General features: G+C 51.3%; 13 protein-coding genes. 3 read left to right on the top strand and 10 right to left on the bottom strand.

The genetic code is table 11. From position 1 onward, the window contains the following. The first annotated feature begins 95 nt into the window (after positions 1 to 95). Positions 96 to 461, top strand: coding sequence for a DUF805 domain-containing protein (locus NBA72_RS15470; protein ID WP_000384139.1), 366 nt, complete (start codon positions 96 to 98; stop codon positions 459 to 461). Positions 462 to 499: 38 nt separating this feature from the next. Here the strand turns inward: NBA72_RS15470 and yhaJ are convergent, their stop codons facing one another. Beyond that, positions 500 to 1396: a DNA-binding transcriptional regulator YhaJ gene (gene yhaJ / locus NBA72_RS15465; RefSeq protein WP_001041026.1), complete on the bottom strand. Its 897-nt coding sequence runs from the start codon at positions 1394 to 1396 to the stop codon at positions 500 to 502. Positions 1397 to 1500: 104 nt separating this feature from the next. Between yhaJ and NBA72_RS15460 the strand changes: the two genes are divergently transcribed. Continuing rightward, positions 1501 to 2202 (top strand): pirin family protein, encoded by a 702-nt coding sequence (locus tag NBA72_RS15460; protein WP_000633555.1) that lies wholly within the window; start codon positions 1501 to 1503, stop codon positions 2200 to 2202. 23 nt (positions 2203 to 2225) lie between these two features. Further along, a complete protein-coding gene (locus tag NBA72_RS15455) occupies positions 2226 to 2390 on the top strand; it encodes a hypothetical protein (protein WP_000039326.1) in 165 nt (54 codons plus the stop codon). A 112-nt stretch (positions 2391 to 2502) separates the two neighbouring features. On the opposite strand, the gene NBA72_RS15450 is transcribed toward NBA72_RS15455, so the two are convergent. From NBA72_RS15450 to NBA72_RS15410, 9 genes are all read right to left on the bottom strand, one after another. After that, entirely contained in the window at positions 2503 to 3813 is a 1311-nt protein-coding gene (locus NBA72_RS15450) for an L-cysteine desulfidase family protein (RefSeq protein WP_000463070.1), read from the bottom strand. A gap of 25 nt (positions 3814 to 3838) precedes the next feature. Continuing rightward, on the bottom strand, positions 3839 to 5170 hold the full coding sequence (locus NBA72_RS15445) for an amino acid permease (protein ID WP_000443189.1): 1332 nt from the start codon (positions 5168 to 5170) through the stop codon (positions 3839 to 3841). Positions 5171 to 5484: 314 nt separating this feature from the next. Beyond that, on the bottom strand, positions 5485 to 6849 hold the full coding sequence (tdcG, locus tag NBA72_RS15440) for an L-serine ammonia-lyase (RefSeq protein ID WP_042948717.1): 1365 nt from the start codon (positions 6847 to 6849) through the stop codon (positions 5485 to 5487). A gap of 69 nt (positions 6850 to 6918) precedes the next feature. Further along, complete coding sequence (gene pflB / locus NBA72_RS15435; protein WP_023219235.1) at positions 6919 to 9213, bottom strand: formate C-acetyltransferase; 2295 nt, start codon at positions 9211 to 9213, stop codon at positions 6919 to 6921. A gap of 33 nt (positions 9214 to 9246) precedes the next feature. Continuing rightward, positions 9247 to 10455 carry a propionate kinase gene (gene tdcD / locus NBA72_RS15430; RefSeq protein ID WP_001527989.1) on the bottom strand — a complete coding sequence of 403 codons (1209 nt, stop codon included), beginning with the start codon at positions 10453 to 10455 and terminating at the stop codon, positions 9247 to 9249. Between the two features lie 66 nt (positions 10456 to 10521). Then, on the bottom strand, positions 10522 to 11853 hold the full coding sequence (tdcC, locus tag NBA72_RS15425) for a threonine/serine transporter TdcC (RefSeq protein ID WP_000108129.1): 1332 nt from the start codon (positions 11851 to 11853) through the stop codon (positions 10522 to 10524). A gap of 20 nt (positions 11854 to 11873) precedes the next feature. Beyond that, positions 11874 to 12863 carry a bifunctional threonine ammonia-lyase/L-serine ammonia-lyase TdcB gene (tdcB, locus tag NBA72_RS15420; RefSeq protein ID WP_000548368.1) on the bottom strand — a complete coding sequence of 330 codons (990 nt, stop codon included), beginning with the start codon at positions 12861 to 12863 and terminating at the stop codon, positions 11874 to 11876. A gap of 97 nt (positions 12864 to 12960) precedes the next feature. Next, positions 12961 to 13899, bottom strand: coding sequence for a transcriptional regulator TdcA (gene tdcA / locus NBA72_RS15415; RefSeq protein ID WP_001094907.1), 939 nt, complete (start codon positions 13897 to 13899; stop codon positions 12961 to 12963). Between the two features lie 540 nt (positions 13900 to 14439). Continuing rightward, the coding region (locus NBA72_RS15410; protein WP_439005002.1) for a hypothetical protein at positions 14440 to 15013 on the bottom strand (574 nt) is incomplete at its 5' end.

Here is a 15013-nt window from a genome sequence, read left to right as displayed (position 1 = left end):
AATAAATACCACAAATATTTACCAACATTTCATTCGCGGCTATTCTTAGTTTGATTACTTTAAAAACAAGTGATTGAACCATTATTGAGGCGAAAATGGATTGGTATTTAAAGGTTTTAAAAAATTATCTGGGATTTGGCGGCCGCGCGCGACGCAAAGAGTACTGGATGTTTATTCTGGTCAATATCATCTTTACCTTTGTGTTGGGCCTGCTGGACGCCATGCTTGGCTGGCAACGCGCCGGGGGTGAAGGCGTTCTGACCACCATTTACGGCGTTCTGATCTTTTTACCGTGGTGGGCCGTGCAGTTCCGTCGTCTGCATGACACTGACCGCTCCGCATGGTGGCTACTGTTGCTACTTATCCCCATTATCGGCTGGCTTATCATCATCGCGTTCAACTGCCAGAATGGTACGCCGGGCGACAACCGCTTCGGCCCCGATCCGAAACGTTTTTCCTGATGGCGGCGCGGCGCCGCTTTTAAAGCGCCGCGCGCTATTTATTTTCCGGCGAATAGCTTAGGTATTTCCCGCAGGCACCAGGCTTTTGCCTCCCCCATACTGTCGCGCCGCCAGGCCATAATAATATCGATTTCGCTGGTCGATTCCGGGCTGACTACGCGTAGCCGCCCTTCGGCAATATCCTGTTCCACCATCGAATATGGCATCGTCGCGACGCCAAGCCCGGCCAGCAGCGCCTGACGTTTATCTTCAATCGTGCTTACCGTCAGACGTGGCTGCTTATCCAGCAGTTGCACCGTTAATACCGGCCGCTCGCGCGCGGTATCCGCTACCGCTACGCCGCGGTATTTAACCCGCGTCACTTCCGAAAGCGGCTCCGGCTCCTGATGAATAGGGTGGTCAGGCGCGGCGACATACACATTCATTAACGTATACAACTTACGGGAGTTAATTTCCGACGACGATCGAAAATGCATATCCGGGGCGATAACGATATCCGCCCGTCCCTGCTCAAGCCGCTCCCATGCGCCAGCCAGTACTTCGGTAATCAATGAAAGCTGCGTATTGGCTTTAGCGGCCAGCCGGTCGATCAGCGGAAAAAAAGCAGGCGTCGGTACCAGAGCTTCAGTGACCAGCGTCAGATGCGTTTCCCAACCGCGGGCCAACGCTTCAGCATCCGTCGTTAACTTGTCTGCCGCTTCCAGCAATACCCGCCCGCGTTCCAGCAGCATACGTCCGACGTTGGTGAATTTTGTACGATGGCCGGAGCGATCGAACAGTACAACGTCCAACTCTTCTTCCAGCTTCTGCATGGTGTAACTCAGCGCGGAGGGCACCCGCCCCAACTCATCAGCCGCTGCGGCAAAACTGCCCCGGCGGTCAATGGCGTCCATCACACGCAATGCTTCAAGCGTCAGCGCTCTCTCTTTAGCCATAACGTTCTCATTCAGGAAATTTGAACATACCGGGCAGAATATCTGGCTAACAATGCAGCGTCCAGCCCCTTAACATAAAAGGAAGTAAAGAGAGGTTAATAACGATGATTACGACCCGAACCGCCAAACAATGTGGACAGGCAGACTACGGATGGCTACAGGCCCGCTATACCTTCTCCTTTGGACACTATTTCGACCCTACACTGCTGGGCTACGCGTCGTTGCGCGTACTGAACCAGGAAGTGCTGGCGCCGGGCGCCTCTTTTCAGCCTCGAACTTATCCAAAGGTGGATATTTTAAACCTGATTCTGGACGGCGAAGCGGAATACCGCGACAGCGACGGCAACCATGTACAGGCTAAAGCGGGCGAAGCGTTACTGCTCGCCGCGCAGCCGGGCATTAGCTACAGCGAACATAATCTCAGCAAAGTTAAGTCGTTAACCCGAATGCAACTGTGGCTTGACGCCTGTCCTGAACGGGAAAACGCGCTGGTACAAAAAATCCCACTCCTGGCGGCGCAACAACAGCTTCTTGCCTCGCCCGACGGTGAGCAAAACAGCTTACAACTGCGCCAACAGGTATGGGTACATCATATTACGCTGGAGAAAGGCGAATCGCTTAATTTCCAGCTTCACGGGCCGCGCGCCTATTTGCAGTCGATTCACGGTACGTTCCACGCGATGACGCACAACGAAGAACGCGAGGCGTTAACCTGCGGAGATGGCGCATTTATTCGTGATGAACCTAACATTACGCTGGTTGCCGATACGCCGCTGCGCGCATTACTGGTAGATTTACCGGTGTAGCCAGCCAGAAAAGGAGTCGCAAGATGAGCAAAAAATCGGCGAAGAAACGTCAGCCCGTGGTAAAACCTGCCGTACAGGAGGCGATGAGCGCCACTGTGCCGCTGGGCTATGAAGAGATGCTAACCGAACTGGAAGCCATCGTGGCGGACGCCGAAGCCCGGCTGGCAGAAGAAGAGGCCGCAGCCTGAAATCATGCCGGATGGCGGCGCAAGCGCCCGATCCGGCTGATAACAGGTAGACCCGATAAGCGCAGCGCCATCGGGCAACACGCTGCCCCGACGTCATGCCGGGGCGTTATTATTAATGCGCTTTACTGGCCATAATCTCGATGATCTGCTTGTCTGTCTGCTGCATTGAGCGACACGCCAGCGAACACAAATTCGCAATAGATTGTTCGACATTGTGCGCCACAATCCCTTCGTTTCCGGTCACCGCCGTATCATCCAACGCCATCAGTACGGCTTTCCACGCCGCCGACGCGCTGGTAGAGACTTTCATCGCGCAGCTATTCGACGCGCCATCGCAAATCATCCCGCTGACATCGCCGATCATACTGCTGATAGCCATTGCGATAGTGTCATAACGACCATCTATCAGCCACGCCATACCCGCCGCCGCGCCCATCGCCGCCGTGGTTGCCGCGCACAGCGCCGACAAACGCGGAAGCTGATGGTGAATATAGATAGCGCTCAAATGCGATAACATTAGCGCGCGCGCCAGGCGTTCGTCATCGGCGCCGACATGTTCAGCAACCACCATGACTGGCACCGTGGCGGTAATCCCCTGGTTGCCGGAGCCGGAGTTGCTCATCGCGGGCAACGTGGCGCCGCCCATTCTGGCGTCTGACGCCGCGCTGGTACGGATCAAAATCGCCGTGGAGAGATCTTTCGCCAGCAGACCGCGATCGCACTGTTTGGCCAGCGTCGAACCAATATGCAGCCCCCAGGAACCACGCAGTCCCTCCTGCGACAACGCGCCGTTTAGCCTGGCCGCATCGAGAATAAAGCGAATAGCGTCAAAGGGCACCGCATTCACAAACGCCAGGATCTCTTCCAGCGAGGTATGAGACAGCACTCCCAGTGGCGAGGTTTTTTCTTCTTCCTGCGCATTATCGGCCTGGGTAAATACCACGCCCTTGTCGGTTTCTATCCGCACAATATTTGTATGATCGCCGACGATCGTGACACATGCCCAGCTATCGCCGCTATACACTTTCGCCCGTGAAAACAGGATATCGTTACATGGCTCCTGCAACATCACTGCGACATGTCCGGCGGCCAGCATCGCTTTTGCATCGGCAACGGCTTTAGCGGAAGCGTCTTTTAGCACCTCCAACCCGGCTTTCGCATCACCGCCCAACGCGCCAAGCGCCGCGGCGATCGGTAGCCCTACCATTCCCGTTCCTGGAACGGTAACGCCCATACCATTTTTCATCAGATTAGGCGAAACCCACGCGTCAATGCGTTCAACTGTGCCGTCAAGTTCAGCCGCCGCCGCCGCTGCTGCCAGCGCCAGTGAAATTGGCTCAGTACACCCCAGCGCCGGTTTTACTTCTTCCTGTACGGCCAGGATAAAACTTTGCCACAATGGATTTATTTTAGATTCAAACATAACAACAACCTTAATCTCAGGTATATCAAGAGAATGCCAGGAACGGAGAAACGCATAGCAGCAGACCGGTAATAATAATCAGGTACAACGAAGCGCCTTTATATTTGTGCAATGCGGGAACCTTGTAGACCAACCATGCCGGAATTAAACAGCCCACCATACCGAAGATAGGGCTACAAATAGAGGTGAAGCTCAGTACCGGCGCGTTGAGCACAATGGCGCTCCAGGCCAGCAAAATAGCGAAAATCATAATGCCGCGCTGTACCAGATTTTCCTTAATCTTCTCGGCGGGCATTTTGCGGCGCAGGATATTCATCACAATGCCTTGCGTCGCTTCGCGGAATCCTAAATAAACGCCAAAGAAGGCGGTCATGACGGCAAAGATGTTCAGAATTACGCTAACCACTTTGACCCAGCCAGCGCCATCGCCGCTAATAAATTGCGCGGCGATCGCCAGGGCGGAAATATTCTGCTCATAGGCTTTCACCGCTTCGTCATGCCCCATCGCCAGGGTGAAGGAAACCGCATAGAAAAAGACGGTAACGAACAGGACGCCAAACGCGATATTCATGGCGCGCAGCGCTTTATGACGTGCGACCTCAATAGATTTTTCGCGTGAACGGTAAGAGATCACCATTGGGCTTAACGTCTGGATAAACAAAATCGAGGTCAGCGTAAATGGCAGGGTAATAATGGCGTTTTTAATCAGCAGGGCCATCGGCGGCAGCGCGCCAATGTTATACAGATGCCACATACCCACCATGGAGACGCCCAGCGCCGCCACTACCAGTAGCTTGGTCAGCACCATGCCGGTGGAGATTTTGAACAGTAATTTTTCACCGCGTGAGGAAATCGCCACCAGGATGCAGATCAGCACCAGACCATAAAATGGACTATCGGAAAGTAATCCTTCCGTTACGCCGAAAGTATGCAGATAAGAGGCGCTGTCGTTAGTAATCGCCGTAGAATAGACGAACATCCAGATGACGAGCATCACAAAGTACAGCGCGCCTAATAAAATACCCCAGTTTTTGCCCAGATAGCCGCTGATCACGCTGGGGTAGTCTTTACATTCCGGGGATTCCGCCAGCGTATTAATAAACAGCCGCTGGAACAGGTACATGGCCGGATAACCAATAATAGAAGAGAGTAAAAAGACCCAAAGTCCCATCAGGCCAACCTGGACAGGAAGAAAAACGATCCCTGCGCCGATCGCCATCCCGATACTCATAATGACCCAGCCGGTGTCGGTACTATCAAATTTGATGGCTTCACGCCATTCGCTTTCTGTCATCCCTGCCCGACGCGCCGGGGCTGATGCGTCGAGGATTACGCTGGTATTACTAGCCGATTCCATAAAATTCTCGCTCAATGTGTAGGTAGAGGTTTTTTTATTTTTCGTGCCGCAGCAAGGCGATATGCAGAACGTGAGGTGCAGGTACTTTCTTGTAATAAGAAAATCATACGCGCACGATAAGAGAAAAACTTACCAATAAAACGCCTGCATTTCTTGTGGGTTAAGAATTATTTTCTATTTACTATTTATTTAATATTGTTATTTTCTCTATTTGACGCGTATCACAACAAAAAAGGGCGCACTTTGGTGCGCCCTTTTCTCAGCTTCTGTCTTCTGCGTTATCCCATAGCCTGCTTACTCTGCGCCTGTCGGGCCTATCCACAAACGACTTTAATCGCCAGACCGCCGCGCGACGTCTCGCGATATTTGTCGTTCATGTCTTTACCCGTTTCGTACATGGTTTCGATCACTTTATCGAGCGAAACCCGCGGTTCAGAGGTACGGCGTAGCGCCATTCGCGCCGCATTTACCGCTTTAACGGCGTTAATCGCATTACGTTCAATACAAGGGATTTGCACCTGACCCGCCACCGGGTCACAGGTGAGGCCAAGGTTATGCTCCATCGCAATTTCCGCCGCAATACAGACCTGCGCCGGGCTGCCGCCCAGCAGTTCTGTCAGCCCCGCCGCCGCCATCGAACACGCGACGCCAACCTCGCCCTGACACCCCACTTCCGCGCCGGATATCGAGGCGTTCATCTTGTACAGCATGCCAATCGCCCCCGCCGACAGCAGATAGCGGGCGATAGAGTTGGCATTGACCGGACGGCGGAATTTGTCGTAATAGGCCAGCACCGCGGGAATAATGCCGCACGCGCCGTTGGTCGGCGCGGTGACCACTCGCCCGCCCGCCGCGTTCTCTTCGCTCACGGCCAGGGCGAACATGTTAATCCAGTCGATGACGTTCATCGGATCGCGGGAGAGATTATCGCTGGAGACCAGCAGACGCCGTAACGCTACCGCGCGGCGTGGAACGTTCAGCGGCCCCGGCAGCACGCCCTCAGTATTCATGCCACGTTCAATTCCGGTCGCCATCACCTGCCAGATGCGGGCAAAGCCAGCGTCAATCTGCTCTTTGCTCCGCAACGCCAGTTCATTTTGCATCATCAGGCCGGAAATCGAGAGCCCCTGTCTTTCACACAGCGTCAACAGTTCGCTGGCGGAATGAAAATCATACGGCACCGACTTTTCTACGTCGTGCGACTGGCCAAAGCGTTCCTCTTCGACAATAAAGCCGCCGCCAATAGAGTAATACGTTTTGTGTAAAAGCGGCGTTTGCCCGTGCCAGGCGGTAATTCGCATACCGTTTTCATGGCGCGCCAGGGTTTCAGCGTGAAAGAGAATACTGTCGGCGACGGGAAAATCCACCACATGCGCGCCACCCGCCACCGATAAACGGCTGCTGCGGGCAACCTCCTGGATAAACGCCGGAATGCTATCAATATTGACATCCTGCGGCGTATTGCCTGCCAGGCCCATAATGATGGCGGTATCGGTCGAATGGCCTTTGCCCGTCAGCGATAGCGATCCGTAAAGATCAACCGTGATGCGCGTCGTTCGCGGCAGGTCGCCGCTGTCGATCAGCCGATCGATAAAACATTTTCCTGCATTCATTGGCCCAACGGTATGGGAGCTTGAAGGTCCAATGCCAATCTTAAAAATATCAAATGCGCTAATCATATCTCCCCCTAAGATTACCGTTCAGTGAAGATCCGTCGCGGGGCGATCCACACGATCGCCCCGTTCACGTTACATCGCCTGAGTAAAGGTGCGCGAAATAACGTCCTGTTGCTGCTCACGAGTCAGCGCATTGAAGCGCACGGCATAGCCGGAAACGCGGATCGTCAGGTTCGGGTAGTTTTCCGGATGTTCAATCGCATCCAGCAACATTTCACGGTTCATGACATTGACGTTCAGATGCTGCCCGCCTTCTACCTGTGCTTCATGATGGAAATAGCCGTCCAGCAGGCCGACAAGATTGGTTTTCCGCACCGCATCTTCTTTCCCGAGCGCCGCAGGCACAATCGAGAAGGTGTACGAAATACCGTCTTTGGCGTAGGTAAACGGCAGTTTCGCCACCGACGTCAGCGAGGCTACCGCTCCTTTGCGGTCACGACCGTGCATCGGGTTCGCCCCCGGCGCGAACGGCGTTCCGGCGCGGCGTCCATCCGGCGTATTGCCAGTCTTCTGCCCGTACACGACGTTCGAGGTGATGGTCAAAATGGACTGCGTCGGCACCGCATTGCGATACGTCGGCAACACGCTAATTTTTTGCATAAAGCGTTTCACCAGGTCGCAGGCGATGCTGTCCACGCGCTCATCGTTGTTGCCGTACTGCGGATACTCGCCTTCAATAGCAAAGTCGATGGCAAGGCCGTTTTCGTCGCGGATCGGCTTCACCTGAGCGTACCTGATGGCGGACAGGGAATCCGCCGCCACCGACAGTCCGGCGATGCCGCACGCCATCGTCCGATACACATCACGGTCGTGCAGCGCCATCAGCGAAGCTTCATAGCTGTACTTATCGTGCATGTAGTGAATGATGTTCAGCGCGCTAATGTACTGCACCGCCAGCCAGTCCATAAAATGGTCTAGGCTCTCCATTACCACGTCGTAATCCAGCACCTCATCCGTTAACGGCGCGGTTTTCGGCCCAACCTGGATTTTCAGTTTCTCATCAACGCCGCCATTGATAGCGTACAGCAACGTTTTGGCAAGGTTGGCGCGCGCGCCGAAGAACTGCATCTGCTTACCGATGACCATCGGGCTGACGCAACAAGCGATGGCATAATCGTCGCTGTTAAAGTCGGTACGCATTAAATCGTCGTTTTCATACTGCAAAGATGAGGTCACGATGGAGACCTGCGCAGCATATTTCTTGAATGCCACCGGCAACGCTTCTGACCACAGTATGGTCAGGTTCGGCTCCGGCGCTGGCCCCATCGTGTGCAGGGTATGCAGATAACGGAAAGAGTTCTTCGTCACCAGCGTGCGGCCATCGAGCCCCATCCCGCCAATAACTTCGGTGGCCCAGATCGGATCGCCGGAAAAGAGCGAATCAAATTCCGGCGTGCGCAGGAAGCGCACCATGCGGATCTTCATGATGAAATGGTCGATCAGTTCCTGCGCCTGCTGCTCTGTCAGAAGGCCCGCGTTGAAATCGCGCTCAATGTAGATATCAAGGAACGAGGCGGTTCTTCCCAGCGACATTGCACCGCCATTTTGCGATTTTACCGCCGCCAGATAAGCGAAGTAGAGCCACTGTACCGCTTCCTGCGCGTTCCGCGCCGGGCGGGAGATATCGTAGCCGTATTTCGCCGCCATCTCCTGCATTTGCAGCAGCGCGCGACGGTGCTCCGCCAACTCCTCACGCAGGCGAATCGTCGCCTCAAGATTCTGTCCCTGCTCCAGATTCGACTGCAGATCGGCGAATTGCAGCTCGCGTTCGCGCACCAGATAACGGATGCCATACAGCGCGACACGACGATAATCGCCAATAATGCGCCCGCGACCATAACCATCCGGCAAACCGGTTAATACGCCGGATTTACGGCAGCGCAGCATATCCGGCGAGTAAACATCGAATACGCCCTGATTATGGGTTTTCCGCAGGTCGGTAAAGGTATATTCAAAATCGGCGTCCATTTCGCGGCCATAAGCGTGGAATGAACTTTTGATCATGTTAACGCCGCCAAACGGATGCAAAGCGCGTTTAAGCGGCTTATCCGTTTGTAAACCGACGATTTTTTCCAGCTCTTTTTCAATATACCCCGCATCGTGCGCGGTAATCGTCGTCGCGATGTTGGTATCGAAATCCACCGGCGCATGGGTCGCGTTCTCGATACGTATTCCCGCCATCACCTTTTCCCACAACGCCGTGGTCGCTGGCGTCGCGTCGGCGAGAAAAGATTCATCCCCCTCATAGGGCGTATAGTTATGCTGAATAAAATCACGGACATTAATTTCTTCTTTCCAGTCCGTACCTTTAAAATCACGCCATGCTTCGGCATACAGCATATCGCTGGTATCGATATTTACCTTCATGAAAAATAATCTCTCTACAGAACAGCCGTTAAGTTATGCAAATTCCACTGGTGCTTTCACGTTGCCTAAATGAATGGCATCAAGGGCAATCATTTTCTCTTCATTCGTGGGAATAACAGCGCAAATAACCTGAGAAGGGTTAGCGGAAATAATGCGCTCGCCGTGAGAATTCGGCTGCTTATTCATTTCAACGTCTAACGTAAGCCCCAGCACGCCCAGATGTTCAATGACCAACTGACGAATTAATACTGAATTTTCACCAATACCGCCGGTAAAAATAATGCCATCCAGCCGATGTAACGATGCCGCGTGTCCGGCAATGTGACGGGCGATACGGTGGACAAACGTTTTTATCGCTAACCGGGCGCGCTCATGTCCTTCGTGCCAGGCTTTTTCCAGGACTCTAAGGTCGGATGACAACCCGGAGATGCCGAGCAAACCGGACTCTTTATTCACCACTCGCTCCAGATCGCTCAACGTCTGCCCGGTTTCTTTGGCTATCCACGCCATCGCGCCGAAATCAACGTCGCCGCTGCGAGTACCCATCATCAGCCCCTCAAGCGGCGTCATCCCCATTGAGGTATCCACGCTCTGACCATTGCGTACCGCGCAGATAGACGCCCCATTGCCCAGATGCGCGACAATCAGACCCGAGTTTTTTTCATCGAGATCGAGTAGTTCATACGCGCGCCGCGAAACATAGCGATGCGACGTACCGTGAAAGCCGTAGCGACGCACACCCAGGCTGGAAAAATACTCCCACGGCAATCCGTACAAATAGGCTTCCGGCGCCAGCGTCTGGTGGAAACTGGTATCAAATACCGCCACCTGACGCACGGCCGGGAAAAGGTGCCGCGCCGCGTCAATGCCGCTTAAATTAGCGTAATTATGCAGCGGCGCTAAAGGTGATACCCGACGAATATTATCGATAATCTCATCGGTAATAATGACGGACTGCGTAAATAGCTCTCCACCGTGCGCGATACGGTGGCCAATTAATGCCACGCTATCCGTTAAATCACGTTTTTCCAGCTCAAAGGCAATGGCTTTTAACGCGTCCTCATAATTAGAGTGCGCGAGGTGTATCGGCTTATCGCCATTAATAGATAAAAAGGCGTTTTCAGTATTCATTCCATCTGCTATTCCCGCCATTAAAACATCACAGGTAGCGACATCCAGTACAGAGAATTTGATAGAAGATGATCCGCAATTAATGACCAGAACGACCGGAAATTCATTCATGTAGTGCCTCCGTCGATGTCAGCCTGCGTCCGCGCCCTGGGGCGGAACGCAGGCTAAACGTGAGGATTAGAACAATTTGTAGACAATATTCAGGATGGTCAGCAGACCAATCAGGGTGACGAACACGTTATCCAGACGACCACGGTACTTCGCCAGCGACGGCGCTTTACGAATGGCGTACATCGGCAGCAGGCATAACAGCGAGGCGATAATCGGCGCGCCCATCGCTTCAATCAGGTCCAGAATGTTCGGGTTTGCGTAAGCTACGACCCAGGTAGACCCCATAATGAAGATCATGCTGATGGTATTAAGCTTGCCCATAGAGACTTTGGTTTTATCGCCTTTATAACCGAATTTCAGCACCAGGCCGTTCAGCCCTTCCAGCGTCCCCAGGTAGTGACCGAAGAAAGATTTGAAAATAGCAACCAGCGCGATGATAGACGCGCCATACTCCAGCACCGTTGCAAAAGTGGATTTTGTCCCCGACAAAGAGGCGAAATGGTTGGCCAGGTAGGAAAGTACCGGAATGTTCTGCGCTTTCGCATCCGCCATGTTCTGCGGAGAGAGCGTAAACAGGCAGCTAAAGGCGAAGAACATCACCACGGCGACCATCAGCATACTGGCGCGCGAGATGATCTGTGAACATTTACGCTCGGTAAATTCGCGGCCAAACTCTTTCTCATACTCTTCCCGCTTAGACACCACGAAGGAAGAGACGATGGGCGAAAAGTTAAAGGAGAACACCATGATAGAGATGCCCAGCCACACCGTAACCAGTATGCCATCGTGCCCGGTCAGCGCGATATTACTGAGATCAACCTGATCGATAACCGCCGAGTTCCAGTAAGGAATCAGCGATAATGAGATTAGCACCAGGCTGGCGATAAACGGCCATACCAGGTAACTCATCACCTTAACCATCAGATCTTTACCAAACCAGATCACAAAGGCCATCAGCAGCAGCAAGAACAGCGCCACGAAACCGCGGTTCAACGCTGGCATCTGCAACTGGTTTTCCCAAAACGTCATGAACGTGTTAGTGATGGTGACGCCATAAATCCACAGCAGCGGACAAATCGCAAAGAAGTAAAGGAACGTGATAACTACCCCGCCCGTTTTACCAAAGTGCTCTTCGACCGTTTCCGTAATATTGCCGGACGGATTAGATCCGGATAAACACAGACGCGCCAGCGCCCGGTGACAATAGAACGCAATGGGGTAAGCTAAAACCAGCATCAGCAGAATGGGGATAAGCCCGCCAAACCCGGCGCGGATAGGGAAAAACAGCACCCCGGCGCCAATGGCGGTACCAAATAAACCCAGCGTCCACGTCGTGTCCGATTTACGCCATGACGACTGTTTTGCCTGGCTGGATACAATGCTATCAGTAGTACTCATATCCTATCCTCACGAAAAGATTAAGCGTCAACTAAACCCGTAATTTGTGATACACGAGAAAGATCGATATTGCCGCCAGAAATAATACTGACCGTTTTTCTGTTCTGAATATGGCTATCTAATTTCCCGCTTAATAGTGCGGCGCAGGCCAGAGCGCCAGCGCCTTCAGTAATAACCTTATTGCGCTGAATTAAAGCGATCATGCTGTTACGAATTTCATCTTCGCTAACCAGAACAATGTCATCGACTAATTCACGAACGATTTCATAGGTTAAATTACCCGGGCGGGAGACATCACAACCATCCGCCAGGGTGCCGGTCGTTCGGTGCGTGGTTATTTCGCCAGCGTAATAAGACGCCGCCATACCGTGAACATTTTCGGCCTGTACGCCGATAACTTTAATGGTCGGGTTAATCGATTTAATCGCAATGGCAATACCTGCAATTAAACCGCCGCCGCCAATAGGCACGATGACATTATCGACATCGTACAGATCTTCCATAATTTCCAGACCAATAGTACCCTGTCCGGCAATGACTTTTGGATCGTCGTAAGGCGGAATAAAAATGCGGCCTTCGGTTTCGACAATTTCACTCACCTTAGCAATGGTGTCATTGAAGTTGTCACCGTGGAGCACCACTTCCGCCGAATAATCACAGGTGGCCGCCACTTTTGACTTTGGCGCGCCCTTCGGCATCACGACTTTGCCGTCAATACCCAGCATTGCGCAAGAAAGAGAAACGCCCTGTGCATGATTACCTGCGGAACAGGCCACGACGCCTTTACGTTTTTCCGCCTCCGTTAACGAGCTAAGTTTGTTAAAAGCGCCACGAATTTTAAATGAACCCGTACGCTGCATATTTTCAAACTTGAGAAATATTTCGCCTTTGCAACGTTCACTAAAATAGTTAGAGCGAGGCATTCCCGTTTTATATATCTTCCCCGCCAGTCTTTTTTTCGCTTCGAGGATATCTTCAATTGCAACCGGGAGATCGTATGTAATGTGCATTATAACCTCTTAACCTGGGTATTAAAAATAAGTTACCGTTGCCCACTGTTCAAAAGAAACAGGTGACGTCAATTTCGCTAAATATGTTTATTCCATATCATTCAATTTCTATTAACTGCCTGCGTCTGCATCCATTATATGATGAATATTGTTTAGCCAATTCTACTAATACTGAAGCGGCTTTTTTGATACGATAATTTTTAGACCATACCGCCGCATAACGTGCGACGGGTAATGTGTCTTTGATTGGTATCGTGATAAATTGATTAGAGCCAAAAGGCGTGGTCATATCGCAGGGAATAACAGTTAAGAAATCAGCATTGAGAACAAGATTATATATTGTGACAACGGAATCTGTTTTAACAATGTTTTCGATGCTGATGCCATTTCGTTGTAGAGTGGTGAGTAATTCGCTGTAGTAGCCCATATTCGTTTGCGGCAACACCCACTGTTCGTCTTTTAACGATTCCAGTGTGATGGTGCCGGTGCATGTTCGGGACTTGCTGGCTACCAGGACAAACTCTGATTCAAACAGCGGCTCGACATGCAGATCCTGTAGTTGCATTTCATTACTGAGCGTACCGATAGCAAAGTCCAGCCGCCCGTCGCGCAGGGCCGGCAGGAATGAAGAGAGCTGGGCTTCGTACATGGATACCTGCGCTTTTGGAAATACCTCTTTGAACTTATGAATCATATCGGACATGAAGGTAAAGCCAATCAGCGAAGGAAAGCCAAACGAGACGTCGACAACGGTATTGCACGTCATACTGTTCATCTCGTTGATCATGTTTTTCATTTCGCGGGTGATAGATTCAGACCAGGAAAGCAGTACCTGTCCCGCTTCGGTCAACGTAACGCCGGTATTTTTACGTACAATTAGCTCAACGCCAAAATAGGCCTCAACATCGCTAATGATTTTACTGACGGCGGGTTGGGTTAACCCTAACGATTTTGCGGCAGAACCGATAGAACCACTTCTAATGACTTCCTGAAAGACCACCAAATGCTGTGTTTTAGGGAGAACAAGAGTATTCATATCTACCGCTCTGAAATAACATTGTGAACGGCAGGAAGTGTAGCAAATTAAATCTTAAAGGTTATGTGCGACCACTCACAAATTAACTTACCGCAGTTTTTACATGGTCTTTATTAAATAAAGAAAACCCATTACTTCAATGAGTTACAAAAACAAAACAGCAACTTAGCCTGATTTCAATCAAAAAATAGGGTCGGGATAACGATATATTATGGCGATAACCAGCCTATTTTATCTCCTATTTTCGACATCCCATGAAGACGATATTTCAATCAATTACGGGACATTTTATCGGCAATTCCAGCGTTAAATTTAAAGCGTAATTTCTCAAATTTAAGTATAAACCGAAGGTAAATGCGCTTAAAAACCGTTACGCGTCACATTTTTTTACCTTATTTGTTTGTAAAGAAACATTTAATAAAATTTTAACCAAAATATTTCATACATTTAATTTTCATTTACAACAAATAATTTACACCGCTTTCTTGCTGTTTTTCAGAATGTAATTTTGTGAAAGAAATCGATTGCTTTTCACTTCAACTAAAAAGAGCGCAATCTATAGCGTTTTGTGTTTCTCATCACAAAAACGAATAATATTATGTCACCACGGCTGTCAATTAATTGCCGGATGGTGATGCTGGCGTCTTCTGCAACCTCTATACCCTTCACCGGCCTGATAAGCAAAAACCCGCCGAAGCGGATTTTATGAAGAGGTGAAACTGACCGATAAGCCGCTTTCTTTTGGGTATAGCGTCGTGGACAGTCATTCATCCTGTCGCCCTGTAAAAGCAAAAACCCGCCGAAGCGGGTTTTATGAAGAAGTGAAACTGACCGATAAGCCGCTTTCTTTTGGATATAGCGTCGTGGACAGTCATTCATCCTGCCGCCCTGTAAAAGCAAAAACCCGCCGAAGCGGGTTTTATGAAGAAGTGAAACTGACCGATAAGCCGCTTTCTTTCGGGTATAGCGTCGTGGACAGCCATTCATCCTGCCGCCCGGTAAAAGCATAAACCCGCCGAAGCGGGTTTTATGAAGAAGTGAAACTGACCGATAAGCCGCTTTCTTTTGGGTATAGCGTCGTGGACAGTCATTCATCCTGTCGCCCTGTAAAAGC

Origin of the sequence: Salmonella sp. NW1250 (assembly GCF_051812965.1) — a bacterium.
GTDB lineage: Bacteria > Pseudomonadota > Gammaproteobacteria > Enterobacterales > Enterobacteriaceae > Salmonella > Salmonella enterica.
Note: the sequence above shows the minus strand (reverse complement) of the source record. Positions and strands in the feature narration are given on the sequence as shown.